This is a genomic window from Arthrobacter sp. 05T423 (assembly GCF_056396245.1).
Map to the genome: position 1 here is coordinate 43,381 of NZ_JBFTLC010000020.1, position 20,249 is coordinate 63,629.

20 protein-coding genes and 1 pseudogene are annotated in these 20,249 nt (G+C 66.7%); 12 read left to right on the plus strand and 9 right to left on the minus strand.

Features of this window, described 5'->3' with window-relative positions; genetic code table 11:
• The first annotated feature begins 276 nt into the window (after nt 1–276).
• From AC1DFE_RS15085 to AC1DFE_RS15095, 3 genes are read left to right on the plus strand one after another with little or no spacing between them, the layout of a single operon-like run.
• The gene (locus tag AC1DFE_RS15085; RefSeq protein WP_476906688.1) at nt 277–1,170 is read left to right on the plus strand and encodes a hypothetical protein; all 894 of its coding nucleotides are present in this window, start codon (nt 277–279) and stop codon (nt 1,168–1,170) included.
• Nucleotides 1,171–1,174: 4 nt separating this feature from the next.
• Nucleotides 1,175–1,681 carry a hypothetical protein gene (locus AC1DFE_RS15090; RefSeq protein ID WP_476906689.1) on the plus strand — a complete coding sequence of 169 codons (507 nt, stop codon included), beginning with the start codon at nt 1,175–1,177 and terminating at the stop codon, nt 1,679–1,681.
• On the plus strand, nt 1,639–1,836 hold the full coding sequence (locus AC1DFE_RS15095) for a sortase family protein (protein ID WP_476906690.1): 198 nt from the start codon (nt 1,639–1,641) through the stop codon (nt 1,834–1,836). Before AC1DFE_RS15090 ends, AC1DFE_RS15095 begins: the two co-directional genes overlap by 43 nt.
• Nucleotides 1,837–1,919: 83 nt before the next feature.
• Here AC1DFE_RS15095 and AC1DFE_RS15100 read toward each other — a convergent pair whose 3' ends face one another.
• On the minus strand, nt 1,920–3,902 hold the full coding sequence (locus AC1DFE_RS15100) for an APC family permease (protein WP_476906691.1): 1,983 nt from the start codon (nt 3,900–3,902) through the stop codon (nt 1,920–1,922).
• A 400-nt stretch (nt 3,903–4,302) separates the two neighbouring features.
• Here AC1DFE_RS15100 and AC1DFE_RS15105 point away from each other — a divergent pair, with 400 nt between their 5' ends.
• Nucleotides 4,303–5,853: a TrkH family potassium uptake protein gene (locus tag AC1DFE_RS15105; protein WP_476906723.1), complete on the plus strand. Its 1,551-nt coding sequence runs from the start codon at nt 4,303–4,305 to the stop codon at nt 5,851–5,853.
• Nucleotides 5,846–6,538 carry a potassium channel family protein gene (locus AC1DFE_RS15110; RefSeq protein WP_476906692.1) on the plus strand — a complete coding sequence of 231 codons (693 nt, stop codon included), beginning with the start codon at nt 5,846–5,848 and terminating at the stop codon, nt 6,536–6,538. Before AC1DFE_RS15105 ends, AC1DFE_RS15110 begins: the two co-directional genes overlap by 8 nt.
• Nucleotides 6,539–6,555: 17 nt before the next feature.
• Here the strand turns inward: AC1DFE_RS15110 and AC1DFE_RS15115 are convergent, their stop codons facing one another.
• Complete coding sequence (locus AC1DFE_RS15115; RefSeq protein WP_476906693.1) at nt 6,556–6,945, minus strand: hypothetical protein; 390 nt, start codon at nt 6,943–6,945, stop codon at nt 6,556–6,558.
• Nucleotides 6,946–7,237: 292 nt separating this feature from the next.
• On the opposite strand from AC1DFE_RS15115, the gene AC1DFE_RS15120 reads away from it, so the two are divergent.
• The 5 genes from AC1DFE_RS15120 (at nt 7,238) to AC1DFE_RS15140 (ending at nt 11,843) form a co-directional block, all read left to right on the plus strand.
• Nucleotides 7,238–7,864, plus strand: coding sequence for a copper resistance CopC family protein (locus AC1DFE_RS15120; protein WP_476906694.1), 627 nt, complete (start codon nt 7,238–7,240; stop codon nt 7,862–7,864).
• Nucleotides 7,865–7,905: 41 nt separating this feature from the next.
• Entirely contained in the window at nt 7,906–8,571 is a 666-nt protein-coding gene (locus AC1DFE_RS15125; RefSeq protein ID WP_476906695.1) for a hypothetical protein, read from the plus strand.
• Between the two features lie 112 nt (nt 8,572–8,683).
• The gene (locus tag AC1DFE_RS15130) at nt 8,684–9,430 is read left to right on the plus strand and encodes a YcnI family copper-binding membrane protein (protein WP_476906696.1); all 747 of its coding nucleotides are present in this window, start codon (nt 8,684–8,686) and stop codon (nt 9,428–9,430) included.
• 470 nt (nt 9,431–9,900) lie between these two features.
• Nucleotides 9,901–10,077, plus strand: coding sequence for a CsbD family protein (locus AC1DFE_RS15135; RefSeq protein WP_476906724.1), 177 nt, complete (start codon nt 9,901–9,903; stop codon nt 10,075–10,077).
• A 698-nt stretch (nt 10,078–10,775) separates the two neighbouring features.
• A complete protein-coding gene (locus AC1DFE_RS15140) occupies nt 10,776–11,843 on the plus strand; it encodes a glycoside hydrolase family 3 N-terminal domain-containing protein (RefSeq protein WP_476906697.1) in 1,068 nt (355 codons plus the stop codon).
• A 221-nt stretch (nt 11,844–12,064) separates the two neighbouring features.
• On the opposite strand, the gene AC1DFE_RS15145 is transcribed toward AC1DFE_RS15140, so the two are convergent.
• From AC1DFE_RS15145 to AC1DFE_RS15160, 4 genes are all read right to left on the minus strand, one after another.
• On the minus strand, nt 12,065–12,739 hold the full coding sequence (locus AC1DFE_RS15145) for a DUF1345 domain-containing protein (protein WP_476906698.1): 675 nt from the start codon (nt 12,737–12,739) through the stop codon (nt 12,065–12,067).
• Between the two features lie 132 nt (nt 12,740–12,871).
• The gene (locus AC1DFE_RS15150; RefSeq protein WP_476906699.1) at nt 12,872–13,078 is read right to left on the minus strand and encodes a hypothetical protein; all 207 of its coding nucleotides are present in this window, start codon (nt 13,076–13,078) and stop codon (nt 12,872–12,874) included.
• Nucleotides 13,079–13,252: 174 nt separating this feature from the next.
• Nucleotides 13,253–14,227 carry a polysaccharide deacetylase family protein gene (locus AC1DFE_RS15155; protein ID WP_476906700.1) on the minus strand — a complete coding sequence of 325 codons (975 nt, stop codon included), beginning with the start codon at nt 14,225–14,227 and terminating at the stop codon, nt 13,253–13,255.
• Nucleotides 14,228–14,274: 47 nt separating this feature from the next.
• The gene (locus AC1DFE_RS15160) at nt 14,275–15,804 is read right to left on the minus strand and encodes a purine-cytosine permease family protein (RefSeq protein WP_476906701.1); all 1,530 of its coding nucleotides are present in this window, start codon (nt 15,802–15,804) and stop codon (nt 14,275–14,277) included.
• A 133-nt stretch (nt 15,805–15,937) separates the two neighbouring features.
• On the opposite strand from AC1DFE_RS15160, the gene AC1DFE_RS15165 reads away from it, so the two are divergent.
• Together AC1DFE_RS15165 and AC1DFE_RS15170 are read left to right on the plus strand one after the other, a co-directional pair.
• Nucleotides 15,938–17,521, plus strand: a complete 1,584-nt coding sequence (locus AC1DFE_RS15165; RefSeq protein ID WP_476906702.1) for a PucR family transcriptional regulator — start codon at nt 15,938–15,940, stop codon at nt 17,519–17,521.
• 214 nt (nt 17,522–17,735) lie between these two features.
• Complete coding sequence (locus AC1DFE_RS15170; RefSeq protein WP_476906703.1) at nt 17,736–18,431, plus strand: maleylpyruvate isomerase family mycothiol-dependent enzyme; 696 nt, start codon at nt 17,736–17,738, stop codon at nt 18,429–18,431.
• A 40-nt stretch (nt 18,432–18,471) separates the two neighbouring features.
• Here the strand turns inward: AC1DFE_RS15170 and AC1DFE_RS15175 are convergent, their stop codons facing one another.
• The 3 genes and pseudogenes from AC1DFE_RS15175 to AC1DFE_RS15185 form a co-directional block, all read right to left on the minus strand.
• Nucleotides 18,472–19,233: an ABC transporter permease gene (locus AC1DFE_RS15175; RefSeq protein WP_476906704.1), complete on the minus strand. Its 762-nt coding sequence runs from the start codon at nt 19,231–19,233 to the stop codon at nt 18,472–18,474.
• Nucleotides 19,230–19,730, minus strand: a pseudogene (locus tag AC1DFE_RS15180) (ABC transporter ATP-binding protein); the annotation flags it as partial. The pseudogene AC1DFE_RS15180 and the gene AC1DFE_RS15175, both read right to left, overlap by 4 nt.
• A gap of 170 nt (nt 19,731–19,900) precedes the next feature.
• Complete coding sequence (locus AC1DFE_RS15185) at nt 19,901–20,239, minus strand: YciI family protein (RefSeq protein WP_476906705.1); 339 nt, start codon at nt 20,237–20,239, stop codon at nt 19,901–19,903.
• Nucleotides 20,240–20,249: the final 10 nt, after the last annotated feature.

Genomic DNA, 20,249 nt, shown 5'->3' on the forward strand with positions numbered 1-20,249 from the left:
GTCGAGGCGGCCAGCGGGCCCGACGTCTCCGCAACTCAGTGACGTTTGCCACAAACGCCATTTGATCTGCATTTTGGCTCTCACAGCGATCTTTCGGGCGGCATTCAGGTAAAACTGAGGTCTCGCCGTCGTATTCGGGATGATTAGCACCACGAGCGTCTCTCCCGCCTGGTCCAACCGGATTCTCCGGAGCCAGCGCGACGAGCCGTTCTGCTGCGCGCTGGAACCGCCGGGGCCGTCCCGGCGGCCGGTACGGGTTTGGGGGACGCACACACTATGACCGCTTTATCCAAATGGGTCGCCGCTGGTTCGTCAGCTGCCGTTTTCGCCGGCGGGCTCTTCCTCGGAGCCCCGACAGCAGCCGCGGCGCCAGGCGACCCCGCTTGCCAACAGGCTTCCACGCAATTTGAGGGCGCGCTCTCTGCTGCCGGCATCACCGAGGCAACCGTGGCCGATCTTGAGTCCAAGGCCGCAGTCGCGGCGGACGCCGAGACGGGTTACCTTTCGTTGGTCGAAGCAGCCGGAGCGGTCCCCGCCGCCGAACTCGCGACGGCACAGGCGGCGCTGGACGACGCCATCACAGCAACCGCTGACGCCGAGGCTGCAGAGGAAGAGGCCGAGGATTCGGGCGATCCGGCTGCAATCAGTGCAGCGGAGGACGCCACCGAAGCGGCTGAGGAGGCCGAGGACACAGCGCGGCAGGCGGTCGCGGACCTGACCGCGGCGTACGACGCAGCCATCAACACCCCGGAGGTCATCGAGGCCCGGGACGCGTCCAACGCGGCGGCGGCCGACTTCGACGCCGCACTGGCCGCCGTTTCGCTCGACGAAGCTACGGCCGCCGACCTCGGGGGCCTCTTCGAGGCCTTCCTGGCGGCCTGCAACCCGGACGCCGGCGGCGTTGATCCCGCGGTCACTCCCCCGGTTACGGTCCCGGCGGCCCCTGGAAGCACGACGCCGGCCGTCGCCAATGCGGTCAGCGTAACTCCCGCCGGGGGCGGCACCCCGGCGGTCGCGACGAACAAGGGCCTCAACGTTCAGACCTCGGCGCAAGCCGAGCCGGGCGTTCACCCCGGACTTGCGCTCCTGGCGGGGCTCCTCGCGGCAGGCATCGCCGTGCCCGCAGCTGTCGCCATGAGGATGCGCCGCCTGGAACGCACCCGGAAGTAGGCAGTTGGCTCCGCAGACGATGACCAGCCAGCGCCGGCCCATCCGCCGGCGCTGGCTTGCCGTACCCGCAGTTGCCGCGGTGGGCTTGGCCGCAGCCCTCTTCCTGGCGCCGTCGAACGCTGTTCCCCCAAGCGGCGGCGGCAGCACCGCCGTCGTGCCGTCAGCCATCCCTTCCGCGGTGGGTTCCCCGAGCCCCACGCCCGTTGCCCGCAAGGCGGCCCGACCACGGGCCGCAGCGCCGACCGCAGTGTCGGTCGACGCCGTCGACCTCAAGGTGCGGGTTCTGCCGCTGACGCCGAGTGCGGACGAGCTGGCCTCGGAGTCGCTCGTCCCGCCGCTGACCGTAGACGCCTACTGGCTGACGAGCTACGGGGTGCCTGGTGCGGGTTCGACCAACACTACTTACATCGTGGGGCACAGCTGGGACGGCCGGGATGCCCGTTCAACCGGCTCAGTGACGGCTCGCTCGTGGGCAAGACCCTCACGGTCACCACTGCGAAGGGCGTGCTGAAGTATGTGGTGGATTCCGTGACGACGCACGACAAAACCACGCTCAAGGACAGCGACATCTGGAACGTCGTGCCCAACCGCGTGGTGCTCATCAGCTGCTACACCGAGGATCCGTGGGGCAAGAACGTGGTGGTCACAGCCTCCCCCGTCCCGTAGCGACGCTCTCTCACTTCCTGCCGGCTAACGGTGAGGGAGCGTCGGGGGAAAACCGGAAGGAAGTGAGAGAGCGTCCCGAGGGGTCAGCCGACGTGGATGCCGGGGCGGCGGGCGGGGTCGGGCTCGTTTTCGCGGATGATCTCGCGGACCACGGGCGCGGTGTCGCCGCGGCCCAGGAGCAGATAGCGCATCAGGTGGGCCAGCGGGTTGCCCTCGGCCCACTCGAAGTACGCGTGCGGCCGGACTCCCGTAGCGGCGTGCAGGGCCAACAGAATGGCGGCGATGGCGTTGGGTGCGGCCGGGCTGGTCGCGCGCAGGACGCGGTGACCGTCCACCTCCACCCCGCGCACCGTGAGGACGTCGCTGAAGCCGGACGGGTCCGTGACGTCGATCTCCAGGAACATGACGTCGGCCGTGCCGGGCACGGGGTTGTTCTCCCGCTGCGCGGCCTCCTTCTCCGCATACTCCTTGGCGTCCCTGGCCTGCGGGCGGTTGGCGATGATGTTGATCCGCCCGTCGTAGTCGATCGTGTCCGTCACGAAGCGCCGCGCGGCCTCGTCGAACTCGATCCGGTCCACCCGCAGCTCCGTGGTCCGTGAAACACGGGAGACCAGCGAGACCACCACGATGCCCAGGATGAAGAACCCGGAGATCGCCAGGCCGTCGGGCTTCTCGATCACGTTCTCCACCAGCGCGTACAGCATCACGAGGGTCAGGACGGTAAAGCCAACGGCGGCCCCCCGCCGCTTCTTGCGTGCGGCGGAGATGCTCACGGCCACGGCGCCGGACACCATCATGAACAGGATCCCGGTGGCATACGCCCCGGCCTGGGCGTTGACGTCAGCCTTGAAGCCGATGGTGATGAGGATGCTGATGGCCGTGTACACCAGGACCACGGGCCGCACCGCGCGGGACCAGTCGGGCGCCATGCCGTACGAGGGCAGGTACCGGGGCACGATGTTGATGAGCCCGGCCATCGCGGAGGCACCCGCGAACCACAGGATCAGGACGCTGCTGACGTCGTAGACGGAGCCGAAGCCGTTGCCGAGCCGCTCGTGTGCCAGGTACGCGAGCGCACGGCCGTTCGCCGGCCCGCCGGCCTGGAACGCCTCGGCCGGGATCAGCACGGTGGTCACGAAACTGCTGCCGATCAGGTACACACTCATCACCACGGCCGCCGTCGTGAGGAGCTTGCGGGTATTGCGAATCCGGTTTCGCAGCATCTCTTCCGGCGACGAACCTGCGGCCTTGACCAGGGGCATCATGCTCACGCCGGTCTCGAAGCCGGAAAGGCCCAGCACCAGCAGCGGGAACGCCAGGATGGCAGGCCCGGCGATGTTTCCAAAGCCGCCGCCAAAGGAGGTGAGCTGCGACATCCAGGCGCCGACGGCACCCGGCTGGGTGACGGCGTCGTAAATCCCGGTGCCGATGATGAGGGCGTTCAGCAGCAGAAAGACGCCCACCAGCGGAATGGCCACGGCCACGGCCTCGGAGAAGCCCATCAGGAAGACCCCGCCCAGGATCAGCAGCATGACCACGGTGATGGGGACCGCCTGGCCTTCCAGGAACGGCGGCAGGTACGGGTTCTCCAGCATGTGCACGGTGGCGTCGGCGGCGGACAGGGTGATGGTGATGATCCACGATGTCGCCACGAACCCGAGCAGCACCAGCACGAACACCTTCCCGCGCCAGAACGGCAGCAGGTTTTCGAGCATGGCCACGGACCCCTGACCGTGCGGGCTCTCGTGCGCCACCCGCCGGTACATCGGCAGCATGCCCAGCAGCGTCAGGGCCACGATCAGCAGCGTGGCCAGCGGCGACAGGGCCCCGGCGGCGAGCGCGGCGATGCCGGGGAGATAGGACAGCGTGGAGAAGTAGTCGACGCCGGTCAGGCACATGACCTTCCACCAACTCTGCTGGTGCCCGGTGCCCTCCTCGGACTCCGGGCCCACCGGCTGGTGCACCTTGTGCTCCAGCAGCCACCGCGCAAGCCGGCTGCCGGGGCCGTGTTCCAGCTCTGGGGTGGGCACGCTGGCCGGAACGGAGTATTGGGCAGGTGCGGTCATGAAGTGTCTTTCTGGATTGCGGGGAAGGCATGCCGCCGAACGGCTGGAGGGCCGGGCGGGCGGAGCGGCTGGGAGGGGGCCGCCGTCGGGCCAGGGGATGCGTCCGACGGCGGGGGCTACTTCGTTGCTCTGATGAGCCGGTAGATCATGTAGCCGGTGACGCCGATGCCGAGGATCAGCCACAGCACCGGGGCGCTTTGGGTCAGCATGGCAGGACACGGCCTTGCGTGCTTGAGGTGGCCACGGGGTCCTTCGATTCACATGGGCAGTTTGCTGATGACCACGGGAGCCTAGCACCGGCCGGAATTCCGAAAGCGCCAAAACCGGGGATCTTAACGCTTTCTTAACGCCTCGTCCTCCACACCCGTCATAGGATTTCCGCGGTGGTAGCGTGACGCGTATGCGCGACGTCCCTGCCCCTAAGGCCCGGCCTGCAGGCAGGAACGCCCAATCCCCGGGCAGGAAGCCCCGGCCGGCTGCCCAGACGGCCAGATTCGCGGCGAGAACGGCAGCAAAAACGGCCCGGACCGCCGCGAGAACCGGCCGGAAAGCAACAACATCGGATCGCGCTTTTGGCGGGCTCTGGCCCGGCGGCTCCAAAGTGTTCCCCCGCATCCTCAACGTCTTCACGCCTCAACACCCCTCCCAGGTGATCGTGCTCGGGTTCGCCGCCGCCATCGCCGTCGGAACGGGGCTGCTCATGCTGCCCGTCGCGCGGAACGGCCCGGGGGGCGCACCTTTCCTCGACGCCCTGTTCACCTCTACGTCCTCGGTGTGCGTCACCGGGCTGATCACCGTGGACACGCCGGTGTACTGGAGCGGCTTCGGCAAGGTGGTGATCATGGTCCTGATCCAGATTGGCGGGTTCGGGGTCATGTCCTTCGGCACGCTGCTGGGCGTACTCATGGCCCGCCGGCTGGGCCTGCGCTCACGGCTGTCAGCCGCGGCGGAGACCAAGAGCACCGGCTTCGGGGACGTGCGCCGAGTGCTGGTCGGGGTGCTGGTCATCAGCCTCACCGTGGAGATCGTGCTCGCCGGGATACTGGCCGCCAGGCTCGTCGCCGGCTACGGCTACGAGCCCGGCCGCGCGCTCTGGCACGGCGTCTTCCATGCGGTGTCCTCGTTCAACAACGCAGGCTTCGCGCTGCATTCGGACAACCTCGTCGGATTCGCCGGCGACCCCTGGATCTGCCTGCCCATCGCCGCCGCGGTGATCATCGGCGGCCTCGGTTTCCCGGTACTGTTCGAACTGCGCCGGCAGTACCAGCGGCCCATCCACTGGAGCATGAACACCAAGCTGGTCCTGGTGGGCACCGCCGTGCTCCTGATCTGCGGCACCGTCTTCATCACCGCCGTCGAATGGTCCAACCCGGCCACACTCGGCGGACTCAAGCCGGGCCAGCGCATCCTGGCCGGGTTCTTCCAGTCAGTCATCACCCGCACGGCCGGGTTCAACAGCATCGACATCGGGCAGATGCATGAGGTGTCCTGGCTGGGCATGGACATCCTGATGTTCATTGGCGGCGGCCCGGCCGGCACCGCGGGCGGCCTGAAGATCACCACGTTCAGCGTCCTGTTCTTCATCCTCGTGACAGAGCTGCAGGGCGGCACCGCCGTGAACATCTTCGGCAAGCGCCTCTCCCGGGCCGTCCACCGGCAGGCCATCACCGTGGTGCTGCTGGCCATCGGGCTGGTGGTCGGTTCCACGATGTTCCTGATGATCATCACCGACTTCGGCCAGGAACGGATCCTGTTCGAGGTCATCTCCGCGTTCGCCACGGTGGGGCTGTCCACCGGCATCACCGCCGCCATGCCGCCGGCCGGGCAGGTGGTGCTGATCCTGCTCATGTTCATCGGCCGGCTCGGCCCGGTGACCCTCGGCGCCGCGCTGGCGCTCCGCGAACGTCCGCTGCTCTACGAGTACCCCAAGGAAAGGCCCCTCATTGGCTAAGAACTTCTTCTCCCGTCCGGCCGGCACCGCGGCGCAGGCAGACTCGGTGGTGGTGATCGGTCTGGGCCGCTTCGGCGGATCGCTGGCGCTGGAGCTCGAGGCGCAGGGCACCGAGGTGCTGGGCATCGACTCCAGCGAGGACACCGTGCAGTCCTACAACGGCCGGCTAACCCACGTGGTCCGGGCCGACTCCACCAAGGAGGAGGTGCTGCGCCAGCTCTCGGTCCACGAGTTTGACCGCGCCGTGGTGGGCATCGGCAGCGACATCGAGGCGAGCATCCTGACGACGTCGCGCCTGCTCACGTTCAAGAAACCGCAGATCTGGGCCAAGGCCATCAGCGAACCGCACGCGGAGATCCTCAACCAGCTCGGCGTCGACCACGTGATCCGCCCCGAGCACGACATGGGCAAGCGCGTGGCCCACCTGGTCCGCGGCTCGCTGCTGGACTACGTCGAGTTCGAGGACGACTTCGTGATGATCCGCACCAGCCCGCCCTCCGAGGCCCGGGACCGTCCGCTTGGCGTGTTGGGCCTGCGCGACAAGTACGGCATCACCATCGTGGCGGTCAAGCGCCCCGGCGGCATCTGGGGCCATACCACGGCGCAGACCGTCCTGTACGACGACGACCAGATCATCGTGCAGGGCAGCAAGACCCAGGCGGAGCGGTTCAGCAACATTTCCTGACATTTCCTGCAGGCCCGTTACCGCGTGGCCGGCGCCTCAATAAAGACCACCTGGCTCAGGTTCCTAACGGGCCTCCGTCTCCGGGCGGCGGGCTTGCCGACGGCGTTAGCCGGGTTCCCGGCGTCGGGCTTCAGTTTCCCGGCACCGGTGGAATGCGCGCCAGTTGGGGAATGCCCGACGCCGGATGCCGCCCTTCCGGCCGGAACCCGCCGCACGCTGAGCTGCTCGAGATCCAGCAGCCGGCGCGCGCCGGTCCGGGCGTCAATGATCCAGAACAGGTCGATGTCCTGGAACGTGCTGCTCACGGTCCCCCGGTGTGCCAGCCGCCCGCGGTGCCAGGCCTCAACCTGGTCGCCTACCGCCAGCTCCGCACTGGACTCCACTTCAAGCGCCACATCGTCGTTCACAGCCGGTCCCCCTCCCTTGAAATGTTGATGGGACCAGCCTGCACCACGATGTTTTCCGGAACGTTTCGGGTTGGTGTTTACTGCGAGTCATCCCGGTTTCCGGCGGCGCCTGTGAGCGCACCACGGGAATTGGATATCTCAACAGCCTGGACAAACCTCGGGCGGCATGGCGGTGCACCACCCATCCGGGGCGGTCTTCGGAAACGAGTTGCGGCCGCCGTCCAAGGTTTTTCCACGCAGGTGTTCCTAGCCTCGAAAGCAATCCGCCGGCCGTTTCGCGAAAGGGACACAGATGAATCTCCAACATGTGCTGCTCCTTTTCCGTGTGGCGCGGATCGCCATGGGCAGTCTGGCCGTTGCGGCGCTGGTGGCCCTTATGTCGATGACGGTGCTGGCACCCGCGAACGCGCACGACGTCGTCGAGAAAGTTGAGCCCGCCGAAGGGTCCACTGCTGCCTCGGTCCCTGCGGCGGTGAAGCTGACCTTCAACAACACGCCGATCGGCCTCGGTGCGGAGGTCCTGGTTAAAGACGAAAACGGCACCAACCAATCCATCGGACCGGTCGTCATCGAGGACAACGTCGCCGCCCAGGCGGTGAAGGCGGAAGCTCCTGCCGGGCGGTACACGGTTGTGTGGCGCATCGTATCCTCGGATTCCCACCCCATCGAGGGAACCTTCACCTTCACTGCCGGGAAATCGAACGGGCCCTCGGAGTCGGCCACGGCGTCCGCTGCAACAGCACCTGCCGCAACTGCACCTGCCCGGGAACCGGCCCCGGCACCTGGAGTTCGCTGGGTGTTCGTCGGCGGCGCGGCGGTACTCACGGGCGGCGTTCTGGTGACGGGACGGTACGTCCGCCGGAACCTGCGCGATGGAATCAGGGATGCCGGAAACGGCCCCGGCAATGACGCGTCATGAACGCCCCAGAGTGTGGCCCACGTCATAGCATGGCGGGTAAGGTGCATTCCGCTGCTGAAGCCAACGTCGTCGCCCAGGAGAAAGGACAGACCGTGAAGCCCCATGCTTCGTTCCGCTTGTTCCGCTCCGGGCTGATCGGCACCATCGTCCTGGGCCTGGCCGCCGGCGGGCACCTTGCCGGTGGGGGCCAGCTGCCTATGCCGGGAATCCTGGCGGCCCTGTGCGCCGTGACTATGGTTCCGGTCGCGGCCCTCACCCGCTTCAAGCTGTCGCTGCCGGTTCTGATCGGGCTGATAGGTGGCGGACAGGCCTGGCTTCACTGGGCGTTCGACGCCATGTCTGCGGAAATTCCGTCGGCGGTTTCCCCTGCGCTGCTTTCCGCGCACGCCGGACACACCTCTGGCACGCTGAACCACGAGGCGCTGATGATGGCCGCCCCGGTCCAAGGGTCCGCACCCGGGGAACTCATGTTCGCCGCACACGCCGTCGCCACCTTGGCCACCGCGCTGCTCCTTGCCCACGGTGAGCGGGCCCTCGCGGCACTGGCCAACCGGCTGAGCCCGCTGTTCTGGGACGCTGAACCGGCCGTCGTCGTTCCGGTCCGTACCTTCGTCCCGTGCCTCGTGGCCGCACTACTTCCGCCCAGGCACCACTCGGTGCGGCTGCCTTCCCGGCGCGGACCTCCGCTGCCCGCACCCGCCGCCTAGAGACAGTTCCTTTCACAACTGGCAGGAACTTCCGACGGCGGTTCTTCCGCTTTCCGGACAGGCCCCCGGCCTGCTGTTCCTGACCCCAAAACCTGTGAAAGGCGCTCCTGCCATGAATACCTCCCTTCGCCGCACCCTCAAGACCACCGCAACCGCCACGCTGGCGGCTGGATTCCTTGCCGCCGGCGCGGCTGCAGCCTCCGCCCACGTGCACGTCGACCCGGATGACCCGGCTGCCGGCGGTTTCACGCACCTGACCTTCAACGTGCCCAACGAATCCCCGGCCGCCAAAACCAACAAGCTGGAAGTCGATCTCCCAGCAGCCACGCCGTTCACCTCGGTGTCGGTCAAACCGCTCGAAGGCTGGAAGGCCCAGGTCATCACCACAGCCCTGCCCAAACCGGTCACGGTCGACGGGACCACCGTCACCAAGGCACCCAGCAAGGTGGTATGGACAGCCGACGCCGCGCACCAGATCGGCCAGAACGAATACCAGGCGTTCTCCCTTTCAGTCGGAGTCCTGCCGGACGAAGGAACCACCGTCACGCTGCCCGCGGTACAGACCTACACCGACGGGACCGTGGTGAAGTGGGACCAGCAGGCCGTCGAGGGCAAGGCTGAGCCCGACCACCCGGCCCCCTCGTTCGTGACCACGGCCAAGGACGCCGAACCCGCGTCCGCGGCGGCCTCCGCAGAAGCCACAACCCCGCCATCGGCCGCCCCGGCATCGGCCACCAGCCCCGCCCCGGCGTCCTCCGACGGCGGCAGTACGGCCGGCTGGGTTGGGCTCGCCGCGGGACTGATCGGCCTCGCCGCCGGCGTGACGGCGCTGGCCCGTACCCGCGCCAGCAAGCGATAAGCCAGGCGCAACGAGCCACCCATCACTTACACGCTAAGCAGCCTCTTGCCCGGGCTGACCGGGCAAGAGACTGCTTAGCGCTACTCAAAACGCTACGCGCTGCCCTGGGGAAGGCCCGGACGGTGACCGAGGCAGGCAGCGAATGGCCCGCCACCGCCAGCGCGGTGGCCATCGATGCGGCGGCCGAGAAGGTCACCAGCCGCGCCGACTTCAAGGACTTCGGCCTGGCGAACCAGCTTGTCCTGCTCCGCGGACACCGGGCTGGCGTCCTGGCCGCGATCACGGCGATGGTCCTCGTGGGCATGTTCCTGCCGCTCCTTGGCTGGAGCCTGCTCGCCGTCGTCGTCATTCACTGGAACCGGGCGCCGCGGCGCGAAAAGTGGGCATGGCTGCCCAGGCCTGCCGTCGATAGACTGAGAATGGCCGCCGCGGCAGCAGGCCGCCCCGGCTTTCCCGAACAGGAGGTCACGATGGGTTTGGGTGACAAGATCCACAACGCCGCCGACAAACTCCACGGCAGAAGCAAGGAAGCGGCCGGCCGTGCCACCGGAAACGAAAGGCTCCGGTCTGAAGGCAGGGCCCGCCACATCAGGGCCGACCTGAAGCAAGCCGGCGAAAAGATCAAGGACGCCTTCAGAAGGCACTAAGGTCCCGCTTTAAAGCTCGAGGCCCTGTCCGGTAAGAGCGGACAGGGCCTCGTCGTGTCCGGCGTGCCCCTCCACGCCTTCGGCCGTTCAAACGCGGACAGGCGTTAGAAAAACGTTAAGATTGCGGCTATTCCCGGACTAAGGCTGTTGCGGCAACGGGCGGAACAGTACCTTTGATCCATGCCGTCCTGCGATGGCCCCCAACACTGCAGGGCGGCATTTTCCATGCCGATATACCAATAATGGCCGCCTGAAATGCTTCCAAGCGGCCATTCCTGGCAACACGACGCACGATGCATAGACCCAAGAAGCGAACGGATCCTTGTGGCTCCGTTATTTAGGGCCTCAAGTGTCCGTTCGCTAACTGATCCGTGCCATGAAACGACGCCTTGGTGCGGCCGTCCCGGCGGAAACGGCGTACCCTCGTTGGTATATGAGTGCCCCAGCAAAGCCGTGTGAACATGCATCATCTGAGTAGATTGGCAGTTCTGGGAGCAGCGCTTTTGGTTGCTCTGTCTGCCGCGGGCGGCCCGCCCCAGTCCCCGTCCGCAACAAGCAAGTCCCTGTCGGCGACAAGGGCCGAGTTCCTGCCTGCTGCAAACCCGCCGGCAGCAAGCCGGCCCACAATACGGCGGCCCGCAGCAAGCCGGCCCGCGGCTGTCCCAGGTGCTGTCCCAGGTGCTGTCCGAAAGCCCGCCGTGAGCCACGCGGCCGCCGTCAAGGCAGCCGCGCCCACTCCGGCGCAGCAGCTCGCCCGCCTCACGATGCCGCAGCGGGTCGGCCAGCTGTTCATGGTGGCAGCCACGGCCACCGGAGCAGACGCCAACACCATGTCCGACCTCACCAGGCTCCACGTCGGCAACGTGTATCTTGCCGGGCGGAGCCGGGCTGGCACCGCGGCGACGGCCGCCGTCGTCCGCCGGATGACCGCCACGGTCTCCGCGGCCACTACCGGCGGCATCCGCCTCGCCGTGGCGACGGACCAGGAGGGCGGCTTCGTCCAGGTGCTCGGCGGGCCGGGGTTCTCGGTCATTCCTACTGCGCTGTCCCAAGGAACACAGACAACGGCGGCCCTGCAGGCAAATGCCCGCGTCTGGGGAAGCCAGCTGCGCACGGCGGGGCTCACCATGAATCTGGCGCCGGTTCTCGACACCGTGCCGAGCAGGCAGTTCGCACCGCACAATGCCCCTATCGGGTTCTTTGGCCGCGAATACGGCTTCACGCCACAAGCGGTCTCGGCCCACGGCGGCGCCTTCGCAGCCGGCATGCGCCAGGCGGGCATCGCGCCGGTCATCAAGCACTTTCCTGGCCTGGGCCGCGTCGCCCTGAACACGGACATCAGCCGGAACGTCAAGGACACCGTGACCACGCGCACCGACCCGTACCTGCTGCCGTTCCGGACGGCGATCCAGGCGGGAGACCGGTGGGTCATGGTCTCGAGCGCCTACTACACACGCATCGACCCCGGCCATATCGCCCCGTTCTCGGCGCTGATCATGCGCACGATGCTGCGCACGGACCTGCATTTCACCGGCGTCGTCATGTCCGATGACCTGTGCAACGCGGTGCAGCTGGGTCCGTGGGCTCTGGGCACACGGGCCACGAGCTTCATCAACGCCGGAGGGACCATGCTGCTGTGTGCGAACCCCCGCTCCGTTCCGGCGATGTACACCGCCGTGCTGCAGCTCGCCCAGCACAATACCGCGTTTGCCGCCACGGTCAACGCCGCCGCCCTGAGGGTGCTCACCGTGAAGGCGGGGCACTAAAGGCGGCCATTAGACGGGCGTGTCGGTTCTAGCCGGATGCGGTCGGTGAATCGCAGTTCTGACCCCGGCCCGTGGTGAGCGGCGGCCTCCGGGGGGAAGACTCGCCGCTTAGCCCAAAAGGGCCGCATAAAGTGGCTTCCTAGCGGCCCTTTTCGGTAAAACGGCGAGGCGACGAGTCTTCGAAGCGGCCACTTTTGGTAACTCGGCGAGGCGACGGCCCGTCAGTGGACCAGACCGGAGACCAGGTTGATGATCGTCGCCAGAACGATCGCCCCCAGCAGGTAGGACAGCAGCCCCTGGCGCAGCACGGTACCGCGAATTGCATCGGTTTTGAGGTTGGTGTCCGAGACCTGGTAGGCCATGCCCACGGTGAAGGCGAGGTAGGCGAAGTCCAAGTAGCGCGGCGGGTTTTCCTGATTGAAATCGACGCCGGTCTTGTCACGGTAGTAGATGGACGCGTAGCGCAGTGTGTAGAGCGTGTGTACGAGGAACCAGGACAGCGCCACGCTCCCGAGCGCGAGTGCGATGATGCCCGATTTGGCTCCGCCTGCACTGTTGGAAGCGTCCCCAAGGATCATGGCAACGCCACCGAAGCTGGCCACAGTGGCGGCCAGCACCAGCGCGTCTGAGGCGGCCCGGCCGGGATCGTCGCGCCGGGCGTGGGCCGCCGTGGCCGCCGCCGGCAAGCGCGCGATGATGGCCCATACCCAGATGAGATAGGTAGCGGACGCGGCAGCCCAGCCCATGGCCGGCGCATAAGTCCACGACTGCAGGAGTCCCACGGCCCCGGCCACAGCCAGACCGACGACGGCCATCACCAGCAACCGGAGCCTCGAATGATGTGCCGCCCGGTCGAAGTTCCGTGCCTGGTGTCCTGTGCCGTCCACTCTGTTCATGGTCTGATCATTGCAGTTCCGCTCCCGTTCCGGCTCCTACGCGACGCGCGCGCAGAAACCTGGAACCGCGAACACGAACGACGCCGGCCCGCCGTCATGATCGGCAGGCCGGCGTTCTCAGTGCGTAACGGATTATTCTGCGAGTTTTGCTACCGCCTGGGCCCATAGGAAGTACTTGTTGGTACCCAGGTCTTTGATGGTCTTGATGCCGAGGGCTTCCTGGAGCTTCTGGGCGTCAGACTCGGACAGGCCCTGGAGTGCACCGACGGGTGCCTTGGCCAGTTCCTCGACGCTCTTGCTTTCGTATTCAGAGTCGAACTTGTTGCTGAGGCCAGCCACTTTGAAGCTCCTTTGCTCACGTGAACCCCGGACGGATGCCGGGCAGGCGGTCGCCTTAGGTCAAGAAAAGCACCCTCCGCCGCCTTCGTCGAGACACTATCTTAAATTCACAGCGCGAAAGGACACTTGGCCCCGTAGCGAGTGCCTCAAGTGTCCGTTCGCGCCAAGTGATCGCTAGCTGAGCGCGGGCACCTGCACCTGCCCGGGCTTGAACCGGGCCCCCGAACCGGGGTACGTGGGGACGTCGATCCTGGCGTGGGTGTGAACTTCGGCAACGGTCGCCTTGGTGTGCTCGGCGATCTGCTCGAGCGTCGTCACCCACATGCCGTCCATGCCCTTGACCCGCTCGATGAGCTGCTCCAAGGCCACCGCCTTGGACGGCCGGCCCGAGATGAACGGGTGGTTGGTGAGCACGAAGCAGCTCCCCTGCGAGTGGTGCGCCTGCGCCTCGAGAGTCCACATCCCCAGCACCTTCGCGGGGCTTTCGATCACGCCGCTGCCCGTCACACCGGGATAAAACGCGTACTGCTCCCAGTCGTCCAGCGTCCAGTCAACGGGGATTTCCACGATGTCGCGCGTGTCGGCCGAGCTGGAGCCCGCAGAACCAGAACCCGAGGCAACAGACATCCGGTAAGGTGCGTCGCCGTCGAGTAGGCTGGAATCGTAGAGGAACCCGCGGTCCGCGAGCAGCGCCGGTGAGTGCCAGTTCAGTTCCCACCACGGCGCCCGGTACCCCACCGGTCTGATCCCGGCGACCTTCTCCAGCGCCTCAAGCCCGCGGTCCATGTAGCTCGCTTCGGTGGCGGCGTCGATCCCCTGCATCGGCTCGTGCAGGTAGCCGTGGTGCGCAACCTCGTGGCCGCCGTCGACGATCTGCCGCACGACGTCCGGGTAGCTTTCGGCCGTAAACCCGGGGATGAAGAACGTTCCACGGACCTCCTGCCGCTCCAGGATCTGCAGCAGCCGCGGAACCGCGACCTTGGGCCCGTACGACTGGTGGCTCATGAGCGACATGCGCCGGGTGCTGGCGGGGTCGTGAGCGATGACGCAGGATTCGGCGTCGACATCGAAGGTGAAGGATGCGGCGGCGGTGAAGCCGGCGGGCCAGGTGATGGGGTGTTGGGAATCCGCGAAGGCGCTGGTGCTCATGCCGGGGTTCCTTTCGTCAGTGGGCGAAGTGGGATGTGCAGAAGGATTTAGAGTTCGACGGCGGGAACCGGCTGGGGTGCCTGCGCAGCGTCCGGTGCGTTGACCGCGGTGGTGGTGCCGCCGTCGTCCGTCACCGTCACATACGGGCGGTGCAGCCGCGGGCCGAGAACCGCGTAGACGGCGGCGCTGGTGAGGCCGCCGGCCAGCCAGGAGAGGTCCCAGCCGCCCAGGGCCACCGCGATGGGGCCCTGCATGATCGGGATGAGTCCGTACATGAACAGCCAGGTGGCCACGATGCCGGCGACCAGCGAGGTCACGCCGGCCCAGTTGACCACGGGCAGCCGGCGCGTGCCGACGCCGTCGAACAGCCGCTCCACCTTGCCGGGCCAGCGCTTCTCCAGCCAGAAGAAGTGCACCAGCATCACACCGCCCCAGGCGGCCACCCAGGCCACGAGCCCGATCAGCCAGGCGTCGAGCACCGAGGCGAAGTCCTCCTGGAAGATGAAGAAGACGACGGCGATGAGCGAGAAGACGCCGACGAACAGGTTGAGTTTCCGGCGGCTGATGGTGATGTCGAGTGCCTGCGTGGCCACCGAGAACGTGTAGATGTTCAGGATATTGGTGGCGATGGGGCCGTGGAGCACCATCAGGAGCACGGGCAGCGCCATGGCTCCGAAGTTCTGCACGATGAGCTTGCCGGGGTCCACTTCGCCGCTGTTGGTGGCGAGGCTGGCGCCGAGGACGCCGAGCCAGACGACGGGGATGAACTGGCCCAGGACGGAGGCCAGGTAGACCTTTTTCTTGGGCACGGTGGTGCTGACGAAGCGGGAGTAGTCGGCGGCGTACGTGAACCAGGTGATGCCCCAGCCGATACCGATGGCCGTCATCACGGCGCTCATGGCGGCGATCCGTTCGGAGCCCTCCAGGATGTGGGCCGCGGGGCCGGCGTACGTCCAGTTGATCTTCAGGCCGAACCAGGCGACGGCGGACATGACCACCAGGATGATGATCGTGGGCGGCACCGTCCATTTTTCGAAGGCGGCAATCGCCTTGTAGCCGAACCATGCAATGGCAACCTGGGCGGCCATGATGAACGTGGCGATGCCGATCTTCCAGGCGTAGTTGTGGGCCGCAGGATCCACCCAGCCGAGGGTGCCGAACAGCGCCATGACCAGGTCCAGGATGATCCAGGTGTTGACGGCGCACCACCCCACCACCAGCAGCGCCTGGATGGCGGCCGGCAGGTAGTTGCCCCGGCGGCCGAACGCGGCGCGGGCCAGGACCATGCCGGTGGCGCCGGTCTTTTGGCCCAGCAGGACGAAGCAGCCGAAGAGCAGCATGCCGATCAGGTTGCCCAGGACCAAGACGGTGACGGTGTCGGCGAAGCCAAGGCCCAGATTGATGCCCAGGGCGCCGAGGACCCAGTTGATCGGGGCGAGGTTTGCGCCTGCCCAGATCCAGAACTGGCCTGACACCTTGCGGGTGCGCGCACTTTCCGGGATGGGCTGGAGCCAGGCTTCGAAGTCCTCGGCCTGCTCCATTGCGGGCCCGGACTGCGGTGTTGAGGAGTTGTGCATCGGAAAAGCCTCCGTATGAGGAAGAAGAGCCTCCGTGAAGAAGGGATGGATTAAGCGTATGTGGGCTCCATCACAGCAACAAGGTACGATCTGTCTAGCAGAATCCCTTTGACTATGACGGAGTGTAAGATCAGTGTTCCTCGAAGACGTCCTGAAGCATCGGACCGTCCAGGCGGCCGACCCGCTCCTGCGCGCCGCCCCGGACAGCGTGGCCGGCCGGCAGGTGCGGTGGGTGCACTCGAGCGAGGTTCTGGACATCGCTCCCTTGCTACGCGGCGGCGAGCTTCTCCTCAGCGGCGGGCAGGCCCTGGCGACCGCTACCGACGAGCGGCGCGTGGACTACGTGCGCGAACTGGCAGGACGTGGCGTTGCCGCCCTGGCGATCGAAACAGGCCCGACGCTCCCCGACATTCCCGAGTCGATGCTGATTACTGCGGAGTCGAACGGCCTGCCGCTGTTCGAGCTCCGCAGGGTGGCGCCCTTCGTGGGCATCATGCAGGAGATCAACTCGATCCTGGTCGGCCAGTCCGTGGAGCTGCTGCAGCGCGGGGACGAAATCAGCCACGCCATGGCCGCCGAACTCGCCCACGGCGGCGGACTAAATGAGGTGCTCGCCGTGCTCGCCGGGCAGACCGGAACCGGCGTCCGTCTGGTGTCGCCCGCGGGGCTGACGTTGGGGAGCGCGGGTTCCGCCGGCGGCGCGATCGTTGGAACAGCCGACGGCGGGGGTTCCGTGGCGGCCGACGGCGGCGGTTCCGCTGGCGGTCCGGGAACCGGAGGTTCGGGGACAGTGAGTACGACGTCGGTCGACGTTCCGGTCCGCGGTGTGCTGGCCGCCCGGCTCGAGCTGGAGCTGCCCGAGGGCATCGACCCGACATTCGTGAGGGTGGCGGGCGAACGTTCGGTCGACATTCTTGGCCTGGCGCTGCTGCAGCGGATGCCGCCCGGCCTGAAGGAACTTGCGGGCGCGGAACTGATGCGCGCCGTCCATTCCGGGGGCCAGCCGTGGCGGCTCGAGCAGTTGGGGGCGCCGGCGGGATTCGCCGTTGACGGGCCGGTTGCCGCCGTCATGATTCGTTCATCCGCTTCCGGTCGGCTGCGACCCGCACTGGACAGGGTCCTCGCGGAGTCGGTCCCGCATGCCGCGAGCTATGCAGACAAGCTGGAGCTTATTGCGCTGGCCGGCCTGCCCCTCGAGGGAAGCCGGGCCGCGCGGGCGTTGCTGATCGAGGCGCTGGGCAGTCTCGATGTCCCGGAAGGTTCCGCGATCGCCGTCGGACCGCTGGGGCAGGGCATCGGCCAGGCCGCCTGGTCCATGGAGGAGGCCCGACGGACGCTGGATCTGGCGCCGCGGACTGGCCGCGCTGCTGGCCGCTCCGCCGGTGGGAGTCGGCAGGTGCGGGACGCCGACGCGTTTGGGGCCGAGCGCCTGGCTGTCGAGAGCATTGACGCAGGTGTCCGCCGCGACTTCGTGCGCCGGACACTGGGCCCGATCCTCGAGCACGACGAGCAGCGGAACTCGCAGCTGCTGCACACTCTGACGGTCTGGCTGGACTCCGGCTGCAACACGGCGCAGGCCGCACGCGAGCTGCACCTGGAGAGGCAGTCGATGTACCACCGGCTGCAGCGCATCTTCGACCTCTGCGGCGGCGACCCGCGGGGAACGGGCCGGCTCGTCGGCCTCCACCTCGCGGCCCGCCTGGCCCCGCTCCCCTGACCACCGACGAAAAGTGAGAGAGCGTTGCTTCGACCCAAGCGCTCTCTCACCTCCTGCCGGTCTTACCACACGCTCTCTCACCTCCTACCGGTCTTATCCACACGCTCTCTCACCTCCTGCCGCCAAGCTGCCCCTTCCGAGTGCATAAAGGAAATGATCCCGACGGCGGGTGAATATCTGAGACCCGCACTGGCGGCCTGGATATGCTCGACTCATGTTGCCCGAACGCTACCTCGCCGAACTCACACACAGCCTCGGCGCCCTCGAAGCGCTGGCTCGCCAGACCGGGAGCATATTGAGCAGCTCAGTTCCGGCCTGTCCAGGATGGACTTTGGATGCGCTTTTCGGGCATCTCGGCTCGATAGAACGATGGGCGGCCGCAGTGGTTCGCCACGGCAAGTACGTCCAGGAGCCGGCCCCTCCCGAGGACAAGGCAGCAACCTGGTTCCTCGAAGGTGTGCCGGATTTCCTGGCCACGATGACCTCCCTGGACCCCATGGCGCCGTGCTGGAACTTCGGCCCGCCCCCGCGCACGGCCGGTTTCTGGCTTCGCCGGCAGGCACACGAACACGCCATCCACCTCGTCGACGCCCACCAGGCGTCCGGCCTCGCGGATCCGGAGTTCGCCGAGGACTTCCTCCTCGACGGGATCGACGAGGCTCTGGAAATGTTCGCCCCGCGCCAGCTCCGGCTGCAGCGGATGACCGACCCGGGAAGAGCCGTGACCTTCGGCGTACCCGGCGGCACGGCATGGACCTTCGGCAACGGGGACATCTCAGCATCGGTCACCGCAGCGCCACTGGAAATGTACCTGGGCCTCTGGGGCCGCTCCAGCCTGTCAGACACCGCCGTACTCGACGGCGACGCCGACCTTGCATTGCGCGTCATCCGCGGTCCGCTGACCCCCTGAACAGACCCCGGCCCCGCCTGCCGGAAGAGCGGGATGTGCCCTAGCTGATCCTGCGCCTGTAGACGGCCATGGCGAAGACGTAAGCGAGCACGAGGACCCCTAGGCACCATGCCAGAGCGATCCAGATGTCTACGCCGAGCGGTCGCTGCGCAAACAGGTCCTGAATGGTGTTGACGATCGACGTGACCGGCTGATTCTCGGCGAACGCCCGCACGGGACCGGGCATGGTGGCCGTGGGGACGAAAGCCGAACTGATGAACGGCAGGAAGATCAGCGGGTAGGAGAAGCCGCCGGCACCGTCCACGGACCTCGCTGACAGGCCGGCGATAACCGCGATCCAGGTGAGCGCCAGGGTGAACAGTGCCAGAATTCCGACGACGGCGAGCCACTCCAGCGGGCCCGCGGAGGTACGGAAACCCATCAAAAGGGCCACCAGCACAATGATCACAAGTGAGAGCGCATTGGCAGCCAGTGACGTCAGGACATGAGCCCACAGCACGGACGAGCGTGCGATCGGCATGGAGTGGAATCGCTCGAAGATGCCGCTCTTCATGTCGGTGAACAGGCGAACGGCGGTGTACGCGATGCCCGACGCGATCGCGATCAGCATGATTCCGGGAAGCAGGTAATTGATGTAATTGTCGGCGTCTGTCCTGATGGCGCCACCGAAAACATAGACGAACAGCAGCATCAGGGCGATCGGCGTGATGGCCGTGGTGATGATCGTGTCCACGCTGCGGATGATGTGACGCATCGAACGGCCCAGCAGGACAGCCGCGTCCCCGAAGAAATGTTTGCTCATGACCGGTCCTTACTTGACCCGACTTTGTCGTCCTTCCCCACTAGTGCGAGGAAGATGTCCTCCAGAGTCGGCTGCTTTTCGACGTACTCGACTTCCGCCGGCGGGAGGAGCTGCTTCAGCTCGGCAAGAGTGCCGTTCGCGATGATCCGCCCCTCATGAAGAATGGCGATCCCGTCTGCAAGTTGCTCCGCCTCGTCGAGATACTGCGTGGTGAGCAGTACTGTGGTCCCCTGCTTGGCGAGATCCTGGACAACCTGCCAAACTTCGATGCGCGCTTCAGGGTCGAGCCCCGTCGTCGGCTCATCAAGGAAGATGACCTTCGGCTGCCCGATGAGGCTCATGGCAATATCAAGGCGCCGGCGCATTCCTCCTGAGTATGTGGACACCCTTCCCGGTCCTGCATCGGCGAGGTTGAAGCGTGCGAGGAGATCATCCGCCACCGCGCCGGGGCTTTTCAGGCGCCGTAGCCTGGCCACAAGCACCAGGTTCTCCCGGCCCGCAAATGCCCAAAGCGAGAGAGCGTTTGGCGTACGACGGCGAAAGCTGAGAGAGCGTTTGGCGGAAGGTCCTTCAGATCGTGCCGCGTAAGTCCCGAACGCTCTCTCAGCTTTAGCAGGCTAATCCCAAACCCTCCATCAGCTTTCGCAGGTAAAACCCCAACGCTCGCTCAGGGGTCGATCCGGCGTACCTCGATGGGCCACAGCCTTGCCTCGCCGAGTTTGCCGGCGATTTCCACTGCCCGCTCAGTGTCCGCACAGTCGACTATGTAGTAACCGGCCACGATTTCCTTCGTCTCGGCGAACGGGCCGTCGGTCACGGTGAACCCGCCGCCGCCGGCTTTCACGAACTTCGCCTCCTCGCCCAGCTCATGTGCCTCGACAAACTCTCCGGTGGCGCGGAGTTCGGACTGCAGGGCGGCGTGCGCCTGCATGATGGCTTGGACCTCGGGCTCGGGAAGGGCGTTCCAGGCGTCAACGTTGTTGGGGATCATTAGCAGGTGTTTCATGTTTGCTCCT

What these genes read in the sequence shown, in the direction of transcription:
- AC1DFE_RS15105 (WP_476906723.1), top strand. Translation starts at nt 4,303, where the DNA reads ATGCGCGACGTCCCTGCCCCTAAGGCCCGGCCTGCAGGCAGGAACGCC.
- AC1DFE_RS15155 (WP_476906700.1), bottom strand. Translation starts at nt 14,227, where the DNA reads ATGAGCACCAGCGCCTTCGCGGATTCCCAACACCCCATCACCTGGCCC.
- AC1DFE_RS15175 (WP_476906704.1), bottom strand. Translation starts at nt 19,233, where the DNA reads ATGAGCAAACATTTCTTCGGGGACGCGGCTGTCCTGCTGGGCCGTTCG.
- AC1DFE_RS15100 (WP_476906691.1), bottom strand. Translation starts at nt 3,902, where the DNA reads ATGACCGCACCTGCCCAATACTCCGTTCCGGCCAGCGTGCCCACCCCA.
- AC1DFE_RS15160 (WP_476906701.1), bottom strand. Translation starts at nt 15,804, where the DNA reads ATGCACAACTCCTCAACACCGCAGTCCGGGCCCGCAATGGAGCAGGCC.
- AC1DFE_RS15135 (WP_476906724.1), top strand. Translation starts at nt 9,901, where the DNA reads ATGGGTTTGGGTGACAAGATCCACAACGCCGCCGACAAACTCCACGGC.
- AC1DFE_RS15120 (WP_476906694.1), top strand. Translation starts at nt 7,238, where the DNA reads ATGAATCTCCAACATGTGCTGCTCCTTTTCCGTGTGGCGCGGATCGCC.
- AC1DFE_RS15085 (WP_476906688.1), top strand. Translation starts at nt 277, where the DNA reads ATGACCGCTTTATCCAAATGGGTCGCCGCTGGTTCGTCAGCTGCCGTT.
- AC1DFE_RS15185 (WP_476906705.1), bottom strand. Translation starts at nt 20,239, where the DNA reads ATGAAACACCTGCTAATGATCCCCAACAACGTTGACGCCTGGAACGCC.
- AC1DFE_RS15130 (WP_476906696.1), top strand. Translation starts at nt 8,684, where the DNA reads ATGAATACCTCCCTTCGCCGCACCCTCAAGACCACCGCAACCGCCACG.
- AC1DFE_RS15145 (WP_476906698.1), bottom strand. Translation starts at nt 12,739, where the DNA reads ATGAACAGAGTGGACGGCACAGGACACCAGGCACGGAACTTCGACCGG.
- AC1DFE_RS15170 (WP_476906703.1), top strand. Translation starts at nt 17,736, where the DNA reads ATGTTGCCCGAACGCTACCTCGCCGAACTCACACACAGCCTCGGCGCC.